The sequence below is a fragment of the Synechococcus sp. CS-1332 genome, assembly GCF_025127995.1.
Classification (GTDB): domain Bacteria; phylum Cyanobacteriota; class Cyanobacteriia; order PCC-6307; family Cyanobiaceae; genus Cyanobium.
Genome location: NZ_JAHLYP010000029.1, coordinates 1 through 20,932, shown reverse-complemented (window position 1 = coordinate 20,932; position 20,932 = coordinate 1). Strand labels below are relative to the sequence as shown.

Genomic DNA, 20,932 nt, shown 5'->3' with positions numbered 1-20,932 from the left:
GGGCTATCGGACTGGAACAGCCACTTCTGATCATGAACAACCAGACAACGACCAACAACGCCACCGGGGCCGCCAGACGGCGGGTGCTGGTGGTCTGCACAGGCAACTCCGCGCGCAGCATCATGGCTGAAGCGCTCTTCCAGACCCTGGGCCAGGGGGCGATTGATGTCGTCAGCGCGGGCAGTGCCCCGACGGGGCGGGTTCATCCGCTGGCCCTGGAGCAGATCAGCCGCCTTCCCGTGGACCCGGCCCAGTACGGCAGCAAGAGCCTGACGGCGGTCCTGGAAGCGGCGGCGGCACCGTTCGATCTGGTCGTCACGGTGTGTGACCACGCCGCCTCGACCTGCGGCACGCTCCCGGGCGACCCCGCCAGGTTGCATTGGGGCCTGCCCGATCCAGCCGCTCACCTGGAAACCCAGGAGGCCCGGAGTGCCTTCTCCGCCTGCTTCGATGAGCTGGCCGAGCGCATCAGTGGCCTGCTGAACGAGCCGATGGCCTGACCAACCGCAGGACCGTGACCATGGCGACGCCTCAGGGGCTCTGGCGATTCAGGTCCCAGTTGTAGGGGAGATAGGAGAAGCGGTAGTCGCCGCCCAGGATCAGCGCACGCTCTTCGGCGGGGCGGTGGCGGGCGATGAAGCGCAGCACGGCACTCTGCTTTTGGTGGCCCGGCACGGCGGCGGCGGTGGGATCGGCGCGCTGCCAGTCCTCAGCAAACCACTGAAAGATCGAGGAAATCCGCACCGTTCCTGCGGCCCGGTCGATCGTCAGGCCCACGGGGCTGGCCAGCCAGCGGGTCGTCTGATCCTCCAGCTGCCGGTCGAGGGCCGGGCCCGTGAAGGCCTCGCGCCGCAGCGGCGGGCAGCTGATGGCGGCACACACCAGGGCCGCGTGGATGCGGGGTTCGTTGTAGTCCTTGCGCAGGATCTCGTGCTCGATCGCGTCGAGGGTGAGGCTGCGGCCCATCAGCTGGTGGCGCCGGAATTTCCATACGCCGGGGATCGCCTTGATGCTGGGCCGGATCGGGTCGTGGTCGATGATCGAGCGCAGGGTGAAGGCGTTGTAGGCATTGATCAACAGGGCGATCTGCTCGACTTCCGACCAGGAGGCAAAGCGCTCAGGGGCCAGAGCGCCCAGCGCCTTGATGTAGCGATCAAGCTGGGCCGGATCCCGTTGCAGGGCGGCGTAATCCACCAGGCCCCGCCCATCCACCACGTTCTGCAGCACCGCGTTGAAAGGGGCTGGATCGAGGGAAGCCTGGGGGGCCACGGCCGCCAGCGAAGGGCGGCTGCCTTCGCGACCCATCAGCGCGGCCGACCCGCCGCCGCAGCCCGTGGCGGCGATCAGCACCAGGCCGCAGACCAGGAGTAACGGGGTGCGGGAACGGACGGGAACCATGGCAGGGCGGGGGTGCACCAGAGCTTTACCCGCGAAGGGGCGATTCGGTTCGGCCCCGAGCGCTGAGCAGCAGCCCCAGCAGCAGGGGCAGCCACAGCAGCAGCCGCTCGGGGGTGGTGAGTTGCCAGTCCGGCAACCGCGAGGGCAGCACGAAATACACAAACGCGGAGAGGCTCACCAGCCGTGCCCCCCAGTTCTGACTGGGCACGGCGAAGGGCATCAGCCAGATGAAGTACCAGGCGTGCACCACCGGGGAAAGCAGCAGCACCAGCACCAGGTAGCGCCAGGCGAAGACCCCCAGCCTGGCACTGGTGGCGAGCAGCAGCACCAGCGCCAGGAGCAGCAGCAGCCCGTGCACGGCATTGGTCTGCAGGGTCCAGGGCCAGAGCTGGGCGATCCAATGCGGCAGCCACTCGGCGCTGCGGCCGTGGCGGATGAAGGTGGAGCCGGTGGGCAGCAGCGGGCAACTGCGCAGGCCGCAGAACAGGGAGGCCCCCAGCAGCAGCGGTGCCAACCCCAGCAGCAACGTGCTGAGCACCGGTGCGGGGCGCCGGAACTGGCGCCAGCGGCTCCAGGCCCGCTGCAGCAGCAGCGGCAAGGTGATCCATTTCAGGGCCACGCTCAGCCCCAGCAACAGGTCGACCCAGGCCTGGGGGCGTTGACCCTGGGGCGGGGGATCCCGCTCGGCCAGCAGCCAGGCGGCCACCAGCGGCAACAGGAACCAGCTGTCGTAATGCCCGCCGCCGCTGATGCCGTAGATCACCAGCGGATTCCAGGCGTAGAGCGCCGCGGGTGCCGCGCCGAACCGGGCCGCCAACAGCGCGCAGATCGCCAGGTCGGCGGCCGTGAACGAGAGCTTGAACAGCAGCACCTGCTGGGCCACGGCGGCATGCAGCTGGAACAGGAGCTGCGTCAGGGGCGGGTAGATGGCGGTGGTGTCGGGGTGGTTGATCAGCGACCACCAGGGCGTGCGCAACCCCTCCAGCACCGCAGCATCCGGTGGCAGCCGGTAGGGATTGAACCCGTGCAGCTGGATCCCTCCCTCCCAGAGGTACCGCCAGATGTCATCGCCGGGCTCCATGGCCAGCAGAGCCAGCCGCGTCAGCACCGCCACGGCCCAGAACAGGGCACGGGGGATGGTGGGCAGCGACCAGGACAGGGCGAAACCCAGCCCCATTACGGCGGCCGCCAGCCAGAACGGCAGCAGCTGGGCGGCGTCGAATAGGTCGCCATGGGGCCACAGCAGCAGCGCCCCGGCGATCAGCAGCAGGGCACTGAGCAGCAGTTGCAGGCGCTGCAGCGGGGACGTCAGCTCCATCGCCGCAGCCACAGCCGGCCCAGGGTGGTGAGGATCACACTCCCGGCCCGGAGGCTGGCTCCCCAGCGCCCGGAAATCTTCGAATCGCCAGCCAGGCGCGGGCGGTGGGCGATGGGAACCTCGCGGATGCGCAGGCCCAGTTCGACGGCCCGCACCTGCATCTCCAGGGTCCAGCCGTAGCCGCGGTCGGCCATGGCCATGGCATCGAAGGCCTCGCGCCGCACCAGCCGCAGCGGCCCCATGTCGCGGTAGCGGAAGCCCCAGCCCAGGGCGATCAGCGTCGTGGCCAGCCGGTTGCCGCCACGCTGCAGGGGCGTGAGTGAAGCGCGCCCCACGGCGGTGGCGGTCCGGTCGCCGAGCAGCAGGTCGTGGTCGTCCAGAAGCTCCAGGAAGCGGGGCAGCTCCTCGATCGGATCGCCGCCGTCGCCATCGCAGAACATCAGCCACCGCACGGCGGGGTCGAGGTGCAGGCAGCCGGCCCAGCAGGCCCGGCCGTAGCCGGGACGGGGTTCGCTGAGCACCTCCGCTCCCAGCTGCCGGGCAATGGCCGCACTGCGATCACTGCTGCCGTTGTCGACAACCCGGATGCGACGCAGCCCCTGGGCCTGCAGCTGGCCGATCACATGGGCCAGGGTGCTCTCCTCATCGCGCACCGGGATCACCACCTGAATGGCCTCCAGCCGTCTGCAGACGTACGGGGGTAGGGGTGAATCCAGGGCCATGGCCGATCCCGGGTTGCGCATGGATGTCCCTTGGTGATGAAAGTACCGGCCAACCGGTCGGCTGGATGGCCTCCCGGCCGGGGCGGGGCAATCCGCAATTCCGGCTCGCCGGTACGACGGGGGAACGGCCCCCCCATGTCCCCACCTCCCTCGCCTTCCCGCTGGCGCCAGCTGCTGCTGATCGCCGCCATCGCCCTGGTGGTGGTCCTGTTCTTCGGACTGGGCCTGCACCGCCAGCTCACCCTGGAGGGGCTGCAGCGGGCCCATGGCGTCCTGCTGGAGCGGCGGGCGCAGGCGCCCCTGCTGGTGGGGGGCGCCTACCTGCTGATCTACGTGCTGGTGGCGGCCCTCTCGCTGCCGGGGGCCGCGGTGCTCACCCTGGCCGGCGGGGCCATCTTCGGCGTCGGGCTCGGCACCCTGCTGGTGTCGTTCGCCTCCAGCATCGGCGCCCTGCTGGCCTTCCTGGTGGCCCGCACCCTGCTGCGGGATCCGGTGCGGCGCCGCTTCGCCCGCCAGCTGGCGCCGATCGAGGCGGGGGTGGCCCGCGATGGGGTGCTCTACCTGCTCAGCCTGCGGCTGGCGCCGGTGTTCCCCTTCTTCCTGGTGAACCTGCTAATGGCGCTGACGCCGATCCGGGCGGCCAGCTTCTACCTCACCAGCCAGATCGGCATGCTGCCGGGCACCTTCGTGTACGTGAACGCCGGCACCCAGCTGGCCCAGCTGCGCGGGATCGGCGGCATCCTCAGCCCGCCGCTGCTGGGGTCCCTGCTGCTGCTGGCCCTGTTCCCCTGGCTGGCCAAGGCGGCCATCGGCCGCTGGCAGACCTGGCGGCTCTACAGCCCCTGGCAGCGGCCACGCCGCTTCGATCGCAACCTGATCGTGATCGGCGCCGGCGCGGCGGGGCTGGTGACCTCCTACATCGCCGCCACGGTGAAGGCGCGGGTGACGCTGGTGGAACGCGGCGCCATGGGCGGCGACTGTCTCAACACCGGCTGCGTGCCCAGCAAGGCGCTGATCAGCTCAGCCCGGCTGGCGGCACGCCTGCGACGGGCCGACCGCTATGGACTCGAGCCGATGGAACCGCGGCTGAGCGTGCGTCAGGTGCTGGAGCGGGTGGCCGCCAAGGTGGCGGCCGTGGCCCCCCACGACAGCGTCGAGCGCTACGAGGGCCTGGGGGTGGAGGTGCTGCACGGCCAGGCCCGTCTGCTTGATCCCTGGACCGTGGCGATCCGGGATCACGGTGGCGCCGAGCAGCGGCTGACGGCCCGGGCGATCGTCCTGGCCACCGGTGCCGAGCCGGTGCGGCCCGACTGGCCGGGGAGCGAGGCGGTGCCCCTGCTGACCAGTGAAACCGTGTGGGGCTGGCTGGCCCGCTGCCCGCTGGAGCGGCCACGGCTGGCGGTGCTGGGGGGCGGGCCGATCGCCTGCGAACTGGCCCAGGCCCTGGCCCAGCTGGGCCTGCCGATCACCCAGATCCAGCGCAGCGACCGCTTGCTGCGCAAGGAGGACGCCGATGTGGCGGCGGAGGTGCGGCGGGCCCTGGAGGAGGACGGCGTGACCCTGCACCTGAACACCGAGGTGCTCGGCTTCGAGCGGGATTCCGTCCCCGGCGGGGCGGTGACGGTGCTGGTGCGGCAGGGGGAGCGGCAGGCGCGGATCGCCTGCGACGCCGTGCTCTGCGCCCTGGGCCGGCGCGCCCGGCTGCAGGGCTACGGCCTCGAGGAGCTGGGGATTCCCACCAGCGCCACGATCACCACCAACGCCTTCCTGCAGACGATCTACCCGAACATCTATGCCGCCGGCGATGTGGCCGGGCCGTTCCAGTTCACCCACACCGCCGCCCACCAGGCCTGGTACGCCGCGGTGAACGCCCTGTTCGGCCAGCTGCGCTCCTTCAAGGTGGACTACCGGGTGATCCCGCGCACCACCTTCACCGACCCGGAGGTGGCCACGGTGGGGCTGACCGAAGCCGACGCGGCGGCACAGGGGGTGGCGGTGGAGGTGACGCGCTTCCCCCTGCACGAACTCGATCGCGCCATCGTCGAGAGCGCCGAGCAGGGGTTCGTGAAAGTGCTCACATCACCCGGCAGCGACCGGATCCTCGGCGCCACGATCGTGGGCGAGCACGCCGGCGACTTGCTGGCCGAGATCGTGCTGGCCATGAAATGGGGCCTGGGACTGGGCAAGATCTTCGGGACGATCCACGCCTATCCCACCCTGACCGAGGCCAACAAGTACGCCGCCGGTGTCTGGAAGAAGCAGCGGGTGCCCGAGCACCTGTTGCCCTGGCTGCGCCGTTACCACGCCTGGCGGCGCCAAGGCTGAGCCCTACCCCACAGCCCACCGCACGCAACCCGCACACCGCCCCCGCCCTTAGACCCCTCCCCATGACCAGCGCCACCGACCTCCACCGCAACGTTCAGGAGTACTACGGCTCCACCCTGAGCAGCAGCGCCGACCTGCGCACCAGTGCCTGCTGCGATGCCAGCAGCGTGCCCGCGCCCCTGCGCCGCCTGCTGGCCCGCCTCCACCCGGAGGTGCTCAGCCGCTACTACGGCTGCGGCCTGGTGGTGCCGCCGCTGCTGGAGGGTCTGCGGGTGCTTGATCTGGGCTGCGGCAGCGGCCGGGATGTGTGCCTGCTCGCCCAGCTGGTGGGGGCCGGCGGCGAGGTGGTGGGCGTCGACATGACACCGGAGCAGCTGGCGGTGGCCAGGCGCCACACGGACCACCACGCCGAAGCGTTCGGGTACGCCAATGTGCGTTTCCTGGAGGGCCGCATCGAGCAGCTGGAGGCGCTGCCGCTGGAGCCCGGCAGCTTCGATCTGGTGATCTCCAACTGCGTGGTCAACCTCTCGGCCGACAAGCTGGCGGTGCTGAACGGGGTGCGGCGGTTGCTCAAACCCGGCGGCGAGTTCTTCTTCGCCGACGTCTACGCCGACCGGCGCGTGCCCGAAGCCCTGCGCCACGACCCGGTGCTGCACGGAGAATGCCTCAGCGGCGCCCTCTACTGGAACGACTTCCTGCGGCTGGCGCGCCGTGCCGGCTTCGCCGATGCCCGCCTGGTGGACGACCGCCCCCTGGAGATCACCGACCCGGAGCTGGCCGGGCGCACCGGGGCGATCCGCTTCTTCTCCGCCACCTACCGGCTGTTTCACATCGAGGCGCTGGAGGACGCCTGCGAGGACCACGGCCAGGCGGTGATCTACCGCGGCAGCATCGCCGGCCACCCCTACGCCCTGCCTTTCGACAAGCACCACCACATCGAAGCGGGCCGGGTGTTTCCGGTGTGCGGCAACACCTTCCGCATGCTGGCCGAAAGCCGCCTGGCGCCCCACTTCAGCTTCATTGGTGATTTCAGCCGCCACTACGGCCTGTTCGAGGGCTGCGGCAACACCATTCCCTTCGACGCCACGCCTATCGCCGCTGCCCCCGCACCTAGCGCCGCTGTCCCCGCCAGCGGCGGCTCCTGCTGCTGAGCCGACGCCCCAGGGCCCGTAGGGGGCGTGGCAGCCGCGGAATCGGATCGCCGTCCTGGAGCAGATGCAGCCAGCTGCTGGCCTCCAGGCCCACGAAGGCCGCCAGCAGCAGGGGCCGCTGGCTGCCCCAGAGCGCCTGGCCCCGCCGCAGCAGCTCCGCCGGCGCCGGGGTGCCCAGGGGCCCAAGGGCGGCGCAGGCGACGAGCACCAGCAACGCCAGCCAGAGCAGCCGCAGGCTGGTGCCGAGCAGGGGGCTGTGGGAGAGCAGGGAGCGGTGGCTGAGCAGCCGCCGGTAGGGCCACCACAGCAGCCGCAGGGGGCCCCAGCGGCGGGTGGCGTTGGAGCGGGTGTCGAGGTCGGGGGAGAGCCAGAGGCCGCCGAGCAGGAAGGCGCCGGTGGCGACAGCCACCCCCGCCGGCCCCAGGGCCGGCCACCAGAGCAGCCCGAAGGGCAGGGCCAGCCGTCGGGTGGCGCGATCGTGGTGGCGGCCGCTGGCCATGGCCGGGGTCCGGACGCTGCCGGCAAGGTACCGGCCGCAGGTCACCGGCGCCCCTTCCGCCAGAATGGCCACACCGCCCGATTAGCTCAGCGGTAGAGCGCCTGCCTTACAAGCAGGATGTCGCTGGTTCGAAACCGGCATCGGGCATCGGGAGAGGAGGCCATGCCCCACCATCGGGCCTAGGGTTGGTCATCGAGATGACCAACAGCATGAGACACGTCACGGTGGCGGAGGCCAAAGCCCAGCTCTCGAGCCTCCTCGACACGGTGGAGAGCGGCCAGCCGGTGGTGATCACCCGACGCGGCAAGGCCATCGCACAGCTGGTGCCCAGGCCTGCCGTGCGCGATCTCCTGCCCCAGCTCCAGGCTCTGCGGGATTCCCTGCCCCATCAAGCCACCAGCGGCGTGGAGACCCTGCGCGCGCTGCGGGATGAAGACGACTCCTGATGCTTTATGTCGACACCTGCGTGCTGCTGGCGGCTCTCACACCGGAAGCCCACTCCGACACCGCCGCGGCCTTTCTCGAGCAGGCCACAGCGCCACTGGCGATCAGCCCCTGGAGTGCCACCGAGCTCCATTCCGCTCTCGGGCTCAAGGTGCGCAGCAAGGCCCTGAACCCGTCGCAGGCCGAGGCGGTGCTGCAGGGCTTTGAACGCAGTCTGGCCCCAGGTTTTCTGATGCTGGAGGTGGAACCCCAGGACTTCCGCAATGCCCAGGCCTGTCTGCGCGGCTGGACCACGGCCCTGCGGGCGGCCGATGCGCTGCACCTGGCGATAGCCGCCGGACGGGGCGCCACCCTCTGCAGCCTGGATGCGCCGTTTGTGATGGCAGCCCAGCAACTGGGGCTCGACGCCCAGTTGATCGGGGTTGACTGACGCGCGTCTGGCGGATGGCCAGGACCAGGGGGATCGGCAGGCTTGTTAATCGAGGGGACCCAAGCGTCTCTGTCGGATCTGCTGATGTTCGAGCTGGAGGAGGCTCCCGGGGTTCCCTTTGATGTTGTCGAGGAGGTGTCCAGCACCGTGGCGGCCCTGAAGCTCTGCACATCCGGTCTGCGAGGGATCCGGCCGCGACCGTCCTTCAGGCCGGTGGGAGCCGAACGACAGATCGCGACGGAGGGAGCACGCCTTGCTGGGGCGCTCCTTCCGCATCAGGACATTGGAAGAGGACAACCCGCTTCTCTGCTGCTTTCGCTTCGTACATTGCTACATCGGCATGCCTGAGAAGGGTCTCGGCGGTAGATCCATGGGCAGGAAAGATGGCAATGCCAATACTGACACGCACCCTGAGAACTTCCCCATCAAGGACGCAGGGTTCGGCAATACGAGCCACCATATGCTCCGCGAGATGCAGGATATCGACATGATTTTTCACTTCCGGCAACAGGCACACGAATTCATCTCCACCCCAGCGACTGACCATGTCGGTCTCACGCAAGAAGGACGTTAGACGCGTTGCCACCATCTGCAATACCTGGTCACCCCAGTCATGGCCATAGGCGTCATTGATGCTCTTGAATTGATCAACATCAATGAAGAAGACGGCAAGCCCCCACTGATGCCGCGCGGCCTGGGACAGGCCGTACTCAAGACGCTGGTCAAAGGCCAATCGATTGGGCAAGCCAGTGAGGGCGTCCTTGAGGGCAATCTGCCTGGCTTCTTCTGTCTCAAGACGAGCGTCCGCTAAATCGTCGCGCAGGTCATCCCGTTCGGCCTTCGTCTCAGCAAGGTCAGATTCAAGAGTTGTCCGCTGTAGGACTTCATCAGAAAGGCCTTCATTGACCAGCGTGATCTCGACAGCGGCAGTCGCAACGTTATGCTCCGTGGCTTCATTCTGAGAGTGAGCATTCCGAATGTCCTCAATAGGAACTTCGTCTTGCCTGAGAACTTCGCTGACCGCTGTGAACTCAGCACCAGCTTCTGCGACATCTCCGTTGAACTTCTGATTCTTATTCAGCAGGTTGCCAAGCAAAGATTCCTTGGTCGATGGCTGCCTGAGGGGCTTTTCGGAAGTCATCCTCTTAGCTTCAACCGCTTTCTTAAACGTCTACAGGGGAAGAGCGCATGGGATGTGCCGTACCGCGTGGCTGGTGCAGCGCCGCAGCGCCGACGCCTCAGTGCAGGTCCTGATGGATGGAGAGGGTCATCTTGACGGCGCCATGGTGCCGATGCCGATCGCCCAAGGCCCCGATCTGATTGGATCCACCACCACACCATCGATCAGCCGCGCCTGGCGCCCGTCAGTCCGCCACCATCACCCGGTTCCGCCCAGCGGCCTTGGCGGCGTAGAGGGCAGCGTCGGCGCTTCGCAGGCCGCTCTCCAGCGCGGCCAGGCCCAGCCCTTGCACCGGCGCAAGACCGCCCGAGAGGGTGACGCGCCACTCGGGCGCTCCGGGGTGGGGCACCATCGCCGCCGCCGCCCGCAGCCGCTCGATCAGGGGCCTGGCGCCCTCCGCGTCCACGCCGAGCAGCAGCAGCGCGAACTCCTCACCACCGACGCGCGCCAGCACGTCGCCCGGGCGCAGCACGCCGCGCATGGCCGTGGCCACCTCACGCAGCACCGCATCGCCTGCCGCGTGGCCCCAGCCGTCGTTGATGGCCTTGAAATGGTCGATGTCGAGCATGGCCCCAGCCACCGGCCGGCCGTCGCGGGTGACAGCGGCAAGCGCCGCGGTGGCGGCCTCGGTGAAGCCCGTGCGGTTGGGCAGGCCAGTCAGCGGATCGTGCCGCGCCGCGGCGACCAGCTCGGCCTCCAGCTTGTCGCGCTGGCGCAGGGTGGCCAGCGCGGCAAGCACCTGGGCGGGGATGGAGAGATCAAGCAGCACCCACACCCAGCTGCGCCAGCGCAGCGGCTCCCCCGGCCGACCCAGGGCCTCGCCCACCCCGTCCTCGAGGGCAAACACCCCGAGAGCCAGCATCACCCCCGCTGCCAGCCGCGCCCGCCAGCGCCGCTGCCGTGGCTGTCCGCTCAGGCCGGCACGTTGCAGCGCGCCCCGCGCGGCAAGAGCACAGAGCAGCGCCGTCGCGCCGCGCAGCACCAGGAAGGCCTGATCGGCGGCGGTCACAGGGTCAGGATCTCAGTCACCGGGGGCGCCGACGCTCCAGGGGTGTTGCCCATGAAGTTAGGGGCGGATGGACGAGGCGCCATGGGCGGCGATCTCCCAGCCTGCATGGACCCCCATGCCTGGCCAGAATCTCCCCAACGACCGCCCCACTCGCCCCCATGGCGCCCCTCCACCCATGAGCTTCGCGGTGGCCCTGGCCATGCTGGAGCGGGAGGGCCGCTGGCTGCTGCAGCTGCGGGACGACATCGAGGGCATCGTCCATCCGGGCTGCTGGGGCCTGTTCGGCGGCCACCTCGATCCGGGGGAGCGGCCGGACCAGGCGATCCTGCGGGAGCTGCAGGAGGAGATCGACTGGGGGGCGCCACCACTGCCGCTCTGGTTCGAGCACCACGATGCCCAGCTCAGCGCCTTCTACTTCCGTGGCCCACTCTCAGTGCCCCTGGCGGCGCTGCAGCTGAACGAGGGACAGGACATGGTGCTGGCCAGCCTCGATGAGCTGCGGAGCGGCCAGGTCTGGAGTCCCAGACGGCGGGAGTGGCGCAGCCTGGCCCCTTCCCTGGAGCGGGCCGTGCAGCGCCTCGGGCCAAAGAACTAAGAAAGAGTGAGTGATGCCTTAAGATCCGAGGTATCAGACCATTTCCCTGCGTCTCATGGTTGATGAGGATGCGCTTCCCGGCAAGATTCGCGACAATTGCCGCAGGCTTCCGGTCAGAGGCTGTATCTGCAGCCACCCCCACCATTGCGCCCGCAGGCCTGCCGTCCCGACCCGATTGTCTGACATGAGCCGCGCTTTGAAGGGCCCCCCCGGGGTGAAGCGATGACCAACGTCTGGTGCGTGCGGGCGGGCGGCGGGATCTATGCGGAGAATTTCCTCAGTGGCGGCTTCGTAGGCATCGGCTGGCGTGAAATCAGTGAAGATCTCGGCCTTGTCAAGACACGAGAACAGCTTTATTCGGTGGTCCGGCACTATTTCCCCGATCTTCAGAGCGCGATCCTGCTCTCCAATTACGTCAATGAGATTCATCGCTTTCTGCTTGAGATCCAGCCCAACGACCATGTGATCATCCCTTCGCCGGATGCCGACCTGCTCAGCTATGGCGTCGTGGATGAAGGCACGCCCTACTACGACCCCAGCGGAGACGACGGTTGCCCCCTGAGGCACAGGCGCCCCGTCACCTGGGCGACCGAACCGATCAAGCTGAACGACTTCACCGCTCCTTTCCGGGATTCCATCCGCACCCTCCTGGACGTACCGGCCCACACCCGGATGCGGTCACTGCTGACGGTGTTCATGGTGGAGCACAAGGCCGAATTCATCCGGGCCATCGGCCGCCCCGAGGTGATGGCCTCTGCCCAGCCGGCCACCAGACAGGAGGGTCACCGCATCGTGCTCGAACAGATGATGCAACTGACGCCGCCCGAGTTTGAGCGGCTTGTGGTTCATCTGCTGGATGCCCTGGGCTTCGAAGACTGGGAGCGGGCCGAGCACCACGGGGCCATGCGCGACTTCTTTGATGCCTGCGGTGACATCAGCCTGTCGCTGCCGGCCCGCATCCGCATCCATGCCCGTTTTCACCGCGGCAACCTCGGAGCGCGGATCGGCGCCGACGCGGTGCGGGAACTGCGGCAGTTCATTCCCTTCGGCGGCCACGGCGTCTACATCACCACCGCTGATTTCCAGCCGGCGGCGATGGCGGCGGCCCGGGAGGAAGGCTTCGCCAGGATCAGCCTGGTCAATGGCCAGCAGTTGGCCGACCTGATCGCCCGCCACTGGACCCACCTTCCCGGTGAGCTCCGGGATCGTCTGTCGCTCGAGCAGGCGCTGGTGAGGAACTGAGGCCATGCCGTCGCGATCGCGCCGCAAGACGCCAGGCCCCCCCAAGACCATGCCGGCCAACGCTGCCGAGGAGTCAGGCGGCCTGCGCCCTCGCCTGCAGATCCTGGCGGGGTTCCTGTTGCCGCTGGTGGTGCTGAGCCTCTGGCTGAATTCCCGGGGCTTCTTCGGGAGCCCCTGAGCTCAGGGAAACGTGGGGCCGCTGCCCAGCAGCTCCAGCTCCGGATCGTCCCGGACGATGGCCAGCAGCTCCCCGTGCAGGGCCTCCGCCCAGGGGGCCGTATCGATCCAGCCGAACGTCCGCCAGTTCCAGATCCGCTCGGCGCCGGCCCCGTCGGTGCAGCAGAACTCGGCCACCTCCCCGTCGCTGGGAAGGCTGTAGATGCAGACCCCGAAGCGGAAGGGGGGTCCGGCCAGCTCCACCCACCAGCCCCAGTCTTCGCAGCAGACGAAGGGCACCTCCCGGCCCAGGCGCTGGAGCTTCTCCTGGAGGTAGAGGGCCAGGGCTTTGCCCACCAGGCCCTCATTCACCATCTCCTCGGCCTCGCCGGGCAGCTGGGGGAATTGGGCCGACCTCAGGTGGATGAATTCCTTCATGGTCCCGGCCGTTGGATCCAGGCGAACCCTGGGCGGACGGTAGGTCCTGTTACCGGAGCTGTCCCGCCCAGGCCCGCAGAGTAGGCCGGCAACAACGGGTCAAGGGTGTGCGGGAGCTGGTGGGGACGGTGCAGACGCTCTGGCGTTACCCGGTGAAATCGATGCTCGGGGACTCACCCCAGAGGCTGGATGTGGAGCCCCGCGGCATCCGGGGCGATCGGGCCTACGCCCTGTGGGACCACGCCAGCGGCCGGGTGGCCAGCGCCAAGAACCCACGCCTCTGGCAGGACCTGCTCGGCTACCGCGCCCGCTTCCGGGAGGAGCCGGCGCCGTCCGCGCCCCTGCCACCGGTGCTGATCGGCCCGCGCCAGGGGGGTGGGGCCGCCGAGCTCTGCAGCAGTGACAACGATGTCGGCGCCTTCTTCAGCGAGTTGTTCGGGCGCCGGGTGAGCCTGCTGGACACCCCTCCCGACGGCGCCAGCCTTGACCAGTACTGGCCGCCGGTGGAGGGCCGCGCCTTCCAGGACGAAACCAACGCCCTGGAATTGCCTGCGGGCACCTTCTTCGATGCCTGCCCCATCCACGCCATCACCACCGCCACCCTGGAGCGGCTGCGGCAGCTCGAGCCCCAGCTCGATTTCGCCGTGGAACGGTTCCGCCCCAACCTGCTGATCCGCACGCCGGAGGGGGCCGAAGGCTTCGTGGAGGGAGCCTGGGACGGCGCCTGTCTGCAGATCGGCGAGCAGTTGGTGCTCCGGGTCGACGGCGGCTGCCCCCGCTGCGTGGTCACCACCCTGGCCCAGGGCCCCCTCGGCGAAGACCTGGAGATCCTGCGGGCCACCGCCCGCCACAACGGCGTGGTGGCGGGCCTCCGGCTCAGCGTGGTGACCCCCGGCCCGGTGGCCGTGGGCGATCCGGTGCGGTTGCTCCGGCCAGACCAGGCCTGAGGCCCCCGTGGCCCAGAGTCACCCCAGTGATCGTTGCGCCGCCGTCCCTTGGTCGCCCCCACTCCAGACCTCGCCGCCGTGGTGCGCGTTCGCCTGTTCGCTGCCCTGCGGGAGCGGGCCGGCTGGGGTGAGCGCCTGATCCCCCTCGGGGCCAGCCTCACCAACGCCGCCGATCTCTGGCGCCAGTTAGCCCTCGACGACAGCCCTGCGGCAGGCGTCGGGGAGCTGCCGCCCAGCATCCGCGTGGCCATCAACCAGGCTTTCGCCGCCCCCGACACCCCCCTGCGCCCCGGCGACGAGGTGGCCTTCCTGCCCCCGATCAGCGGAGGCTGACCCATGCCGACCCCCAACCCAGGACAGCCGATCGTGGTGCAGCTGCTGGAGGCACCCTTCCAGCCGCTGGAGCTGCTGGCCGCCTGGCAGGGGAACCTGGGCCCAGCCGCCCCGGCCGCCGAGAGCCACTTCATTGGCCGCGTGCGCCCCACCACCGCCTCAGGAGAGCCTCTGGAGGCCCTTGAACTTGAGCACTACCCAGGCATGAGCGAGGCCCAGCTGCGGGCCATCGCCGAGGCCTGCGCAGCGCGCCACGGCGTTGGGGCGGTGCTGGTGGCGCACCGGGTGGGGCGGATCGGGCCGGGGGAGGCGATCGTGCTGGTGGCCGTCCAGGCGGACCGCCGCGGCCCGGCACAGCGCTGCGTCCAGGAGCTGCTGGAGGATCTCAAGCACCACGCTCCCTTCTGGAAACAGGAGTGGAGCGGCGGCAGCGGCACCTGGGTGACCGGCAACACCCCCCTCTGAATCCATCACCCCCCTCCCATGGGCCAGTCCTGCGGCGCCCTCAGCGCCGACCACATCGCCTTCATCGCCGCCCAGAAGCTGTTCTTCGTCGGCACCGCCACGGCGGACAGCACGGTGAACGTGTCCCCCAAGGGACGGGATGCCCTGCGGGTGCTCGACGAGCGCCGCGTGATCTGGCTCAACCTCACCGGCAGTGGCAACGAAACCGCCGCCCACGTGCAGCTGTGCCCGCGCATGACCCTGATGTTCTGCGCCTTTGAGGGCCCACCCCAGATCCTGCGGCTCTACGGCACCGCCCGCACCATCCAGTACGGCGAAGAGTGCGGCGAGGAGGGCTGGGACGAGCTTTACGGCCTGTTCGAGCCCCTGGCCGGCGCCCGCCAGATCTTCGATCTGACCATCGACAAGGTCCAGACCTCCTGCGGCATGGCGGTGCCCACGTACGCCTACGGGGGGGATCGCACCGCGCTCGACAGCTGGGCCCGCCGCAAGGGGAGCGAGGGCCTGGAGCGCTACTGGCAGCGCAAGAACCGCCGCAGCATCGACGGTCTCCCAGCCCCGATCCCCGCCCCCAGGCCGGCGGACGCCACCAACGACTGACTCAGAGCAGGGGCAGCCGCAGCAGCTGGGCCCACAGGTCCTCGCCGGCCTCCAGGGCGCCCGTCTCGGCAGGGATCTCCAGCAGCAGGTCGGCCCCCTGGAGCGAGCCGATGCGGGAGGAGGCCTGGCTGCCCTCCACCAGGGCCAGCAGGGTGCCGTCGCCATCCACCTGCAACCGGGCCCGGGCCAGTTCGGGCCGCCCAGCGCCCCGTTTCAGCGCCGATGCCAGGCGCACCTTCAGCCGCGGCAGCAGCACCACCTCGCCCCCCTCCAGCCGTTGCAGGGCGGGCCAGAGCAGCTGCAGGGCCGTGATCGCCGCGGCCACTGGATTGCCAGGCAGGCCGAAGAAGGGCCGCGTCCCCAGCCGGCCGAAGGCGAAGGGCCGGCCGGGCTTGAGGAACAGCTTCCAGAAGCCCACCGTCCCCAGTTCGGCCAGCAGGGGCCGGATCCAGTCGCTGTCCCCGGCCGAGACGCCGCCGGTGCTCACCACCACGTCGCAGCCGGCGGCCAGCTCCTGCAACGCTCGGCGCAGGGCGGCCGGATCGTCGGCCACCACCCGCTGCTCGCTCACCCCGTAGCCCAGCCGCTCCAGCAGGGCCCGCAGCAGGGTGCCGTTGCTCTCCCAGATCTGACCCGGCCCCCGCGCCGCGCCGGCGGCCACCAGCTCGTCACCGCTGATCAGCAACCCCACCCGTGGGCGGGCGCTCACCAGCAGCGTCGCCACACCGCAGCTGGCCAGCCGACCCAGGGCGGCTGGCCCCAGGCGCACGCCGCCCGGCAGCAATTCGTCGCCTGTGGCGGCCTCCTCCTCGGGGGCGCGGATCCAGGGGTTGGGCCCCGCCTTCCCGGTGAGCACCAGGCCGTCGGCGGCGGCGGCCTCCCGAACGGACTCCGGGCTCACCAGCTCCTGGGGCAGCACCCGCTGCGCCCCCTCGGGCAGGGGCGCGCCGGTGAGGATCCGGATCGCTTCCCCCTCCACCAGCACCGTTCCGTAGGGGGCCCCGGGGGCGGAACGGCCCACCAATCGCCAGCGGCGGCCGGGGCTGGGAGCGTCGGCTTCGGCGATGGCATAGCCATCCATGATCGAGGCCCGGAAGCCCGGCACAGCTTCAAGGGCCAGCACCGGCTCGGCACTCACCCGGCCCAGGCACTGCCCCAGCGGCAGCCGCTCGGAGCCCTCCAGCGGGGTGATCGCCGCCAGCACCCGGCGGCGCGCCTCCTCCAGGGGCAGGCCTTCGCGGGGGAACGGTTCAGCCATCGGACTCCCCAGCCAGGGCCTGGACAGCGGGATGCACCCAGGGGCCGCGGCGGCCCCCTTCCTTGCGCAGCAGCCGCACCGGGCCGATGGTCATGGCCGGATCGGCCGACTTGACCATGTCGTAGAGGGTGAGCAGGCCCACCTGCACCGCCGTCAGCGCCTCCATCTCCACCCCGGTGGCGCCGTTGGTGCGGGCGCTGGCCTGCAGCCGCAGGCCGCTGCCGTCGGCGCTGGGCTCGATCAGCACCTCCAGGCCCGTCAGGGCGATCGGGTGGCACAGGGGGATCAGCTCCCAGGTGCGCTTGGCGCCCTGGATCGCCGCCACCCGGGCCACCGCCAGCACGTCACCCTTGGCCGCCCGACCCTCCAGCACCAGGGCCAGCACCTCGGGCGCCATCGTGATATGGCCCTCGGCCACGGCGCGGCGGTCGCTGGCGGGCCGGTCGCCCACCTCCACCATGTGCACCTGGCCGGCGGCGTTGAGGTGGGAAAGGCCGGGCTGGCTCATGCCGGAGCTGACGGGATCGGGCTGGGGCCCAGCATGGCGCCCCTGCCGGCGGGCGGGGCTCAGAAGGGGATCGGCATCGCCACATCGGCGGGCGACGGCGCACAGGACGGCACCCGCTCCTCCACCACGGCGCCCACCACCACGATCGACGGCGAGGCGAACGCCTCTGCCTCCACCCGGTCGGCCAGCACCTCCAGGGTGGCCACCAGCTGCCGCTGGCCCCGCACGGTGCCCTGCTGGATCACGGCGGCGGGCGTGCTGGGGGCCAGGCCCCCCTCGATCAGCTCCGCGACGATGTGGCGCAGGTTGTGCAGGCCCATGTAGATCACCAGGCCATCGCTGCTGCGGGCCAGGCCGCGCCAGTCGACGCCGGGGCGACGCTTGTCGATCTCTTCGTGGCCGGTCACGAAGGTGACGCTCGAACCCGCCCGCCGGTGGGTGACGGGAATGCCGGCGTAGGCGGGGGCGGCGATGCCGGCGGTGACCCCGGGCACCACCTGCACCGGAATACCGTGGGCGGCCAGGTGCGCCGCCTCCTCCCCGCCGCGGCCGAACAGGAACGGATCGCCGCCCTTGAGGCGCACGATCAGGCGCCGGCGGCCGGCCAGCTCACGCAACACGGCATTGGTGCTGGGCTGGGGCACCGAATGGTGGCCGCGGCGCTTGCCCACGAAGTGCCGCTCGCAATCCTGGGGCACCAGGTCCAGCAGGGCCGTGGGCACCAGGGAGTCGTAGACGAGGGCGTCGCACTGCTGCAGCAAGCGGTGGGCCCGCAGGGTGAGCAGGTCGGGATCCCCGGGGCCGGCCCCCACCAGATACACCGTCCCGGGGCCGTCGTTGGCGGAGAGGGGCAGGGTGCCGTCCGTCATGGCAACGCCATCAGCGCCTCCAGCAGCACGGCCCGGAACCGGGGCCGCTGCAGCAGGGGTACCCCCAGCGGCGACGGCAGGGCGTCGGTGAGCCGGTTGGCCGCCAGGGCCAGGGGCAGGGCGGGGCCAGGCAGGGGCAGCGGAGCGTCCTCGGCATTGGGGGCACTGTATGGAGTGGCGCGGCAACGGCCACCGGTGACGGCCTCCAGGTGGGCCAGGAATGCCGCCCCCAGGGGCCCCTCCAGGGGGTGATGCAGCAGCCACGGCCCACCCCCCTGGGCCTTCAGGGACGCCAGCTCGTCGGCCAAGGCGCCCTGCCAGGAGGGCCAGGAGCCCAGGAAGGGCAGGCGCCGCAGCGGCCCGCGACGACGGCATCGCGCGGCGATCTGCGGCACGTCCCGGCGCACATGGCTGCCGGGCAGAAGAAACAGGGGCACCAGCAGCAGGGGGGCCAAGGCGCTGCCGGCCGGCAAGGCCGGGGGTTCCGCTGCGGTGAGGGCCTCCAGCCGCACGGGCGCCCCGCGTTCCACCTCCAGCTCGTGCGCCAGGTCCAGCAGTTCGGCGGGGATCACGCCACCGGCACGGCCATGCACCACCAGCAGAAGGGGGCTTGCGAGGATCCGAGCCATGACGCTCACCCTACGGAGGCTGCCGCGTATGTCGAAGCCGCTGCCTTTCTGATCGCCCATCGCCTGCGGCGCCCGGAGCCCCGGGAGCTGGCCGGCCTGGCCCTCACAGCAGGGGATACCCCCCCAGCAGGGCAGCGACCCGATCCAGCAGGTTGTTGATGAGCCGGCGCCCCTGGCGCTCCCCCTCCTCCCCCCAGCGGGCCTGGCCGGCCCGCACCTGGTCGACCCCGTCCGGCCCGAGGGCCATCCGCACGTAGTCACCGTCTTCGTCGAGCCATGACTGCAGGGCCGCGTCCGTCACCTCCACGTGGAACTGGAGTCCGTGGGCGTGGTGGCCGATCCGGAACAGCTGCTCGGCGCAGAGAGATGTGGACCCCAGCAGGGTGGCCGCGGCCGGCAGCTGGATCCGGTCCCCATGCCAGTGCAGCACAGGCATGGCGGCGCCGAGCCCGGCGAGCACCGGTTCCTGCTCCTCCGGCCGGGTCCAGGCCACCGGACCCCAGCCCACCTCGTAGGCCCGCACGGGCGGCTCCCCCGCCATCAGCGGCACCACCTGGCCCCCGGCGGCATGGGCCAGCAACTGGGCCCCCAGGCACAGCCCGATCACGGGCCGCTCGCACTCCAGGCACTCCCGCAGCAGGGCCACCTCCCCCTTCAGCCAGGGGAAGGCCTGCGAGCCGATGTCAGCGACGCCCATGGGTCCGCCGAGCACCAGCAGGGCCTGGTCGGGGCCGAGCCGGGGCAGGGGCTCCCCCCGGTCGGGCCGGCACACCGTCACCACCCAGCCCCGGCGTCGGGCCTCCTCGGCGAAGCGGGCCGGGCCTTCCCGCTCCAGGTGTTGCAGCACCACCAGGTGGGTCATGGGTGGGCAGGACAGCAATGGGAGCCCCAGCATGGAGTCGTCCGCCGTTCCAGGCCAGGATCCATGCGCAGCGATCCCAGCATCGTCCAACTCATGGCGCTGTTGATCGGATCGGTCGGACTGGGCTACATGCTCTATGGCAAGAAGCAGTCCCATGCGGTGAGCCTGGGCTGTGGGGTGCTGCTGATGGTGATCCCCTTCGGAGTCAGCAACCTTTCCGCCCTGGTCGCCATGGCTCTTGTGCTGATGGCGCTTCCCTTTGTTCTTACCCGTTATCTGCGCTGATCCATGTCGATCCCGGAGGAGGTGCTGCGTTTCTGGTTCGAGGAGATTCCGCCCTCCGCCTGGTTCAGACCCGGTGCCGCGGGCGACCGGGCCGTACAGGACCGCTTCGGAGAGCTCACCGAACTGGCCATGGCCGGCGGCCTGGCCCCCTGGGGCGAGACCGAACCGGACGCCCTTGCCCTGCTGCTGGTGCTCGACCAGTTCCCCCGTCAGATCTGGCGCGACCAGGCCCACGCCTTTGCCGGCGATGGCCAGGCCCAGGCCCTCACCCTGCGGGCCCTTGAGGCCGGCTGGGTCGCGGCGGAGCCGGTCCCGGAACGGCGGCCGTTCTGGCTGATGCCCCTGATGCACAGCGAGGATCAGGCCCTGCAGGAGCTGGGCCTGCCCCTGTTCGAGCGCCTCACCGACCCGCGCACGGCCGACTTCGCCAGGCGCCACCATGCGGTCATCGCCCGCTTCGGCCGCTTCCCCCATCGCAACCGGGTCCTCGGGCGGGCCAGCAGCGACGAGGAACTGGTCTTCCTGCTGCAGCCCGGCTCCCGCTTCTGACCCCCGCCCGATGCACTCCCCCTCCGACCCCTCAGGCGCCGCCGCGACACTCCAGGCCGCCGAAGCCACGGCCCATCGGCTGGCGGGAGAACTGTTCTCCTGGGACTTCACCCGGGCCCTGGAACTGGCCCTGCTCAAGACCTTCTGCGTGCCCTCCATCTCCGGGCTGCTGGCCCGCACCGGAGAATTCGAGCGCCGGCCCCGCAAGCGCTACGACGACACAGGCCTGATGGTGGCCGAACTGCTGCGCCATGGCCCAGACAGCCCGGCTGGGGCTGCGGTGATTGATCGCATGAACCGCATCCACGGCCACTACGCGATCAGCAACGACGATTTCCTTTACGTCCTCTCCACCTTCGTCGCCGAGCCGATCCGCTGGCTGGCCCGCTACGGCTGGCGGCCGCTGAAGCCCCTGGAGCAGGAGCACCTGTTCCGCTTCTGGTGCGGGGTGGGCGAACGGATGGGGATCGCAGACCTGCCGGCCAGCCTCGAAGCGCTGCTGACCCTGAACGAACGGGTGGAGCGGGAGGCGTTCGCCCCGGCGGCCACCAACCGGCGCATCGCCGAGGCGACCCTGGCCATGCTCCTGGCCGACTGGCCCGCCCCCCTGCGCCCTGCCCTGCGGCAGGGGCTGCTGGGCCTGCTGGATCGCCAGACCTGCGCCGCCCTGGGCTGGAGCACCCCGCCCGACTGGCTGCAGGGCCTGGTGCTGCAGGCCCT

27 protein-coding genes and 1 tRNA gene are annotated in these 20,932 nt (G+C 70.4%); 16 read left to right on the top strand and 12 right to left on the bottom strand.

The genetic code is table 11. From position 1 onward, the window contains the following. Positions 1-32: 32 nt before the first annotated feature. Positions 33-500 (top strand): arsenate reductase ArsC, encoded by a 468-nt coding sequence (locus tag KQ305_RS05905; protein WP_259724494.1) that lies wholly within the window; start codon positions 33-35, stop codon positions 498-500. Between the two features lie 31 nt (positions 501-531). On the opposite strand, the gene KQ305_RS05900 is transcribed toward KQ305_RS05905, so the two are convergent. The 3 genes from KQ305_RS05900 to KQ305_RS05890 are packed head-to-tail and all read right to left on the bottom strand — an operon-like array spanning position 532 to position 3,438. Further along, on the bottom strand, positions 532-1,398 hold the full coding sequence (locus KQ305_RS05900; RefSeq protein WP_259724493.1) for a DUF547 domain-containing protein: 867 nt from the start codon (positions 1,396-1,398) through the stop codon (positions 532-534). Positions 1,399-1,423: 25 nt separating this feature from the next. Further along, complete coding sequence (locus KQ305_RS05895) at positions 1,424-2,716, bottom strand: hypothetical protein (protein ID WP_259724492.1); 1,293 nt, start codon at positions 2,714-2,716, stop codon at positions 1,424-1,426. Further along, a complete protein-coding gene (locus tag KQ305_RS05890; RefSeq protein WP_259724491.1) occupies positions 2,707-3,438 on the bottom strand; it encodes a glycosyltransferase family 2 protein in 732 nt (243 codons plus the stop codon). Before KQ305_RS05890 ends, KQ305_RS05895 begins: the two co-directional genes overlap by 10 nt. Positions 3,439-3,573: 135 nt before the next feature. Here KQ305_RS05890 and KQ305_RS05885 point away from each other — a divergent pair, with 135 nt between their 5' ends. Continuing rightward, entirely contained in the window at positions 3,574-5,763 is a 2,190-nt protein-coding gene (locus KQ305_RS05885) for an FAD-dependent oxidoreductase (protein ID WP_259724490.1), read from the top strand. A gap of 62 nt (positions 5,764-5,825) precedes the next feature. After that, complete coding sequence (locus KQ305_RS05880) at positions 5,826-6,914, top strand: methyltransferase domain-containing protein (protein ID WP_259724489.1); 1,089 nt, start codon at positions 5,826-5,828, stop codon at positions 6,912-6,914. Here KQ305_RS05880 and KQ305_RS05875 read toward each other — a convergent pair. Beyond that, the gene (locus KQ305_RS05875; RefSeq protein ID WP_259724554.1) at positions 6,874-7,413 is read right to left on the bottom strand and encodes a metal-binding protein; all 540 of its coding nucleotides are present in this window, start codon (positions 7,411-7,413) and stop codon (positions 6,874-6,876) included. The two genes, KQ305_RS05880 and KQ305_RS05875, sit on opposite strands and share 41 nt — an antisense overlap. Before the next feature lie 75 nt (positions 7,414-7,488). Here KQ305_RS05875 and KQ305_RS05870 point away from each other — a divergent pair. The 3 genes from KQ305_RS05870 to KQ305_RS05860 all read left to right on the top strand — a co-directional run bounded on the left by KQ305_RS05870 (position 7,489) and on the right by KQ305_RS05860 (position 8,287). After that, positions 7,489-7,560, top strand: a tRNA-Val gene (locus KQ305_RS05870). 62 nt (positions 7,561-7,622) lie between these two features. After that, positions 7,623-7,859: a type II toxin-antitoxin system Phd/YefM family antitoxin gene (locus KQ305_RS05865; protein ID WP_259724488.1), complete on the top strand. Its 237-nt coding sequence runs from the start codon at positions 7,623-7,625 to the stop codon at positions 7,857-7,859. After that, a complete protein-coding gene (locus KQ305_RS05860; protein WP_259724487.1) occupies positions 7,859-8,287 on the top strand; it encodes a type II toxin-antitoxin system VapC family toxin in 429 nt (142 codons plus the stop codon). Before KQ305_RS05865 ends, KQ305_RS05860 begins: the two co-directional genes overlap by 1 nt. 205 nt (positions 8,288-8,492) lie before the next feature. On the opposite strand, the gene KQ305_RS05855 is transcribed toward KQ305_RS05860, so the two are convergent. Both KQ305_RS05855 and KQ305_RS05850 read right to left on the bottom strand, forming a co-directional pair. Then, positions 8,493-9,428, bottom strand: a complete 936-nt coding sequence (locus KQ305_RS05855; protein WP_259724486.1) for a GGDEF domain-containing protein — start codon at positions 9,426-9,428, stop codon at positions 8,493-8,495. 223 nt (positions 9,429-9,651) lie between these two features. Continuing rightward, a complete protein-coding gene (locus KQ305_RS05850) occupies positions 9,652-10,476 on the bottom strand; it encodes a diguanylate cyclase (RefSeq protein ID WP_259724485.1) in 825 nt (274 codons plus the stop codon). A gap of 175 nt (positions 10,477-10,651) precedes the next feature. Between KQ305_RS05850 and KQ305_RS05845 the strand changes: the two genes are divergently transcribed. From KQ305_RS05845 to KQ305_RS05835, 3 genes are all read left to right on the top strand, one after another. Then, on the top strand, positions 10,652-11,071 hold the full coding sequence (locus tag KQ305_RS05845) for an NUDIX domain-containing protein (RefSeq protein ID WP_259724484.1): 420 nt from the start codon (positions 10,652-10,654) through the stop codon (positions 11,069-11,071). Positions 11,072-11,293: 222 nt separating this feature from the next. Then, positions 11,294-12,313: a restriction endonuclease gene (locus KQ305_RS05840; protein ID WP_259724483.1), complete on the top strand. Its 1,020-nt coding sequence runs from the start codon at positions 11,294-11,296 to the stop codon at positions 12,311-12,313. 4 nt (positions 12,314-12,317) lie between these two features. Next, positions 12,318-12,491 carry a DUF3292 domain-containing protein gene (locus KQ305_RS05835; protein ID WP_259724482.1) on the top strand — a complete coding sequence of 58 codons (174 nt, stop codon included), beginning with the start codon at positions 12,318-12,320 and terminating at the stop codon, positions 12,489-12,491. A gap of 2 nt (positions 12,492-12,493) precedes the next feature. Here the strand turns inward: KQ305_RS05835 and KQ305_RS05830 are convergent, their stop codons facing one another. Further along, positions 12,494-12,907, bottom strand: a complete 414-nt coding sequence (locus KQ305_RS05830) for a hypothetical protein (RefSeq protein WP_259724481.1) — start codon at positions 12,905-12,907, stop codon at positions 12,494-12,496. Between the two features lie 11 nt (positions 12,908-12,918). Here KQ305_RS05830 and KQ305_RS05825 point away from each other — a divergent pair, with 11 nt between their 5' ends. From KQ305_RS05825 to KQ305_RS05810, 4 genes are read left to right on the top strand one after another with little or no spacing between them, the layout of a single operon-like run. Further along, the gene (locus KQ305_RS05825) at positions 12,919-13,854 is read left to right on the top strand and encodes an MOSC domain-containing protein (RefSeq protein WP_259724480.1); all 936 of its coding nucleotides are present in this window, start codon (positions 12,919-12,921) and stop codon (positions 13,852-13,854) included. Between the two features lie 33 nt (positions 13,855-13,887). Then, a complete protein-coding gene (locus KQ305_RS05820; protein ID WP_259724479.1) occupies positions 13,888-14,187 on the top strand; it encodes a MoaD/ThiS family protein in 300 nt (99 codons plus the stop codon). A gap of 3 nt (positions 14,188-14,190) precedes the next feature. After that, a complete protein-coding gene (locus KQ305_RS05815) occupies positions 14,191-14,652 on the top strand; it encodes a molybdenum cofactor biosynthesis protein MoaE (RefSeq protein WP_259724478.1) in 462 nt (153 codons plus the stop codon). A gap of 18 nt (positions 14,653-14,670) precedes the next feature. After that, a complete protein-coding gene (locus KQ305_RS05810) occupies positions 14,671-15,252 on the top strand; it encodes a pyridoxamine 5'-phosphate oxidase family protein (protein ID WP_259724477.1) in 582 nt (193 codons plus the stop codon). Between the two features lies 1 nt (position 15,253). Here KQ305_RS05810 and KQ305_RS05805 read toward each other — a convergent pair whose 3' ends face one another. The 5 genes from KQ305_RS05805 to KQ305_RS05785 all read right to left on the bottom strand — a co-directional run bounded on the left by KQ305_RS05805 (position 15,254) and on the right by KQ305_RS05785 (position 19,378). Next, positions 15,254-16,510: a molybdopterin molybdotransferase MoeA gene (locus KQ305_RS05805; protein WP_259724476.1), complete on the bottom strand. Its 1,257-nt coding sequence runs from the start codon at positions 16,508-16,510 to the stop codon at positions 15,254-15,256. After that, entirely contained in the window at positions 16,503-17,018 is a 516-nt protein-coding gene (gene moaC, locus KQ305_RS05800) for a cyclic pyranopterin monophosphate synthase MoaC (protein WP_259724475.1), read from the bottom strand. The genes KQ305_RS05805 and moaC overlap by 8 nt, the downstream gene beginning before the upstream one ends. Before the next feature lie 59 nt (positions 17,019-17,077). After that, a complete protein-coding gene (cobA, locus tag KQ305_RS05795) occupies positions 17,078-17,887 on the bottom strand; it encodes a uroporphyrinogen-III C-methyltransferase (RefSeq protein ID WP_259724474.1) in 810 nt (269 codons plus the stop codon). Then, complete coding sequence (locus tag KQ305_RS05790; protein ID WP_259724473.1) at positions 17,884-18,516, bottom strand: CbiX/SirB N-terminal domain-containing protein; 633 nt, start codon at positions 18,514-18,516, stop codon at positions 17,884-17,886. The genes cobA and KQ305_RS05790 overlap by 4 nt, the downstream gene beginning before the upstream one ends. 103 nt (positions 18,517-18,619) lie before the next feature. After that, positions 18,620-19,378 carry a type 1 glutamine amidotransferase gene (locus KQ305_RS05785; RefSeq protein WP_259724472.1) on the bottom strand — a complete coding sequence of 253 codons (759 nt, stop codon included), beginning with the start codon at positions 19,376-19,378 and terminating at the stop codon, positions 18,620-18,622. Between the two features lie 63 nt (positions 19,379-19,441). Between KQ305_RS05785 and KQ305_RS05780 the strand changes: the two genes are divergently transcribed. From KQ305_RS05780 to KQ305_RS05770, 3 genes are all read left to right on the top strand, one after another. Beyond that, on the top strand, positions 19,442-19,663 hold the full coding sequence (locus KQ305_RS05780) for a hypothetical protein (RefSeq protein WP_259724471.1): 222 nt from the start codon (positions 19,442-19,444) through the stop codon (positions 19,661-19,663). Between the two features lie 3 nt (positions 19,664-19,666). Next, positions 19,667-20,212 (top strand): DUF924 family protein, encoded by a 546-nt coding sequence (locus tag KQ305_RS05775; protein WP_259724470.1) that lies wholly within the window; start codon positions 19,667-19,669, stop codon positions 20,210-20,212. A 10-nt stretch (positions 20,213-20,222) separates the two neighbouring features. After that, the coding region (locus KQ305_RS05770; RefSeq protein ID WP_259724469.1) for an oxygenase MpaB family protein at positions 20,223-20,932 on the top strand (710 nt) is incomplete at its 3' end.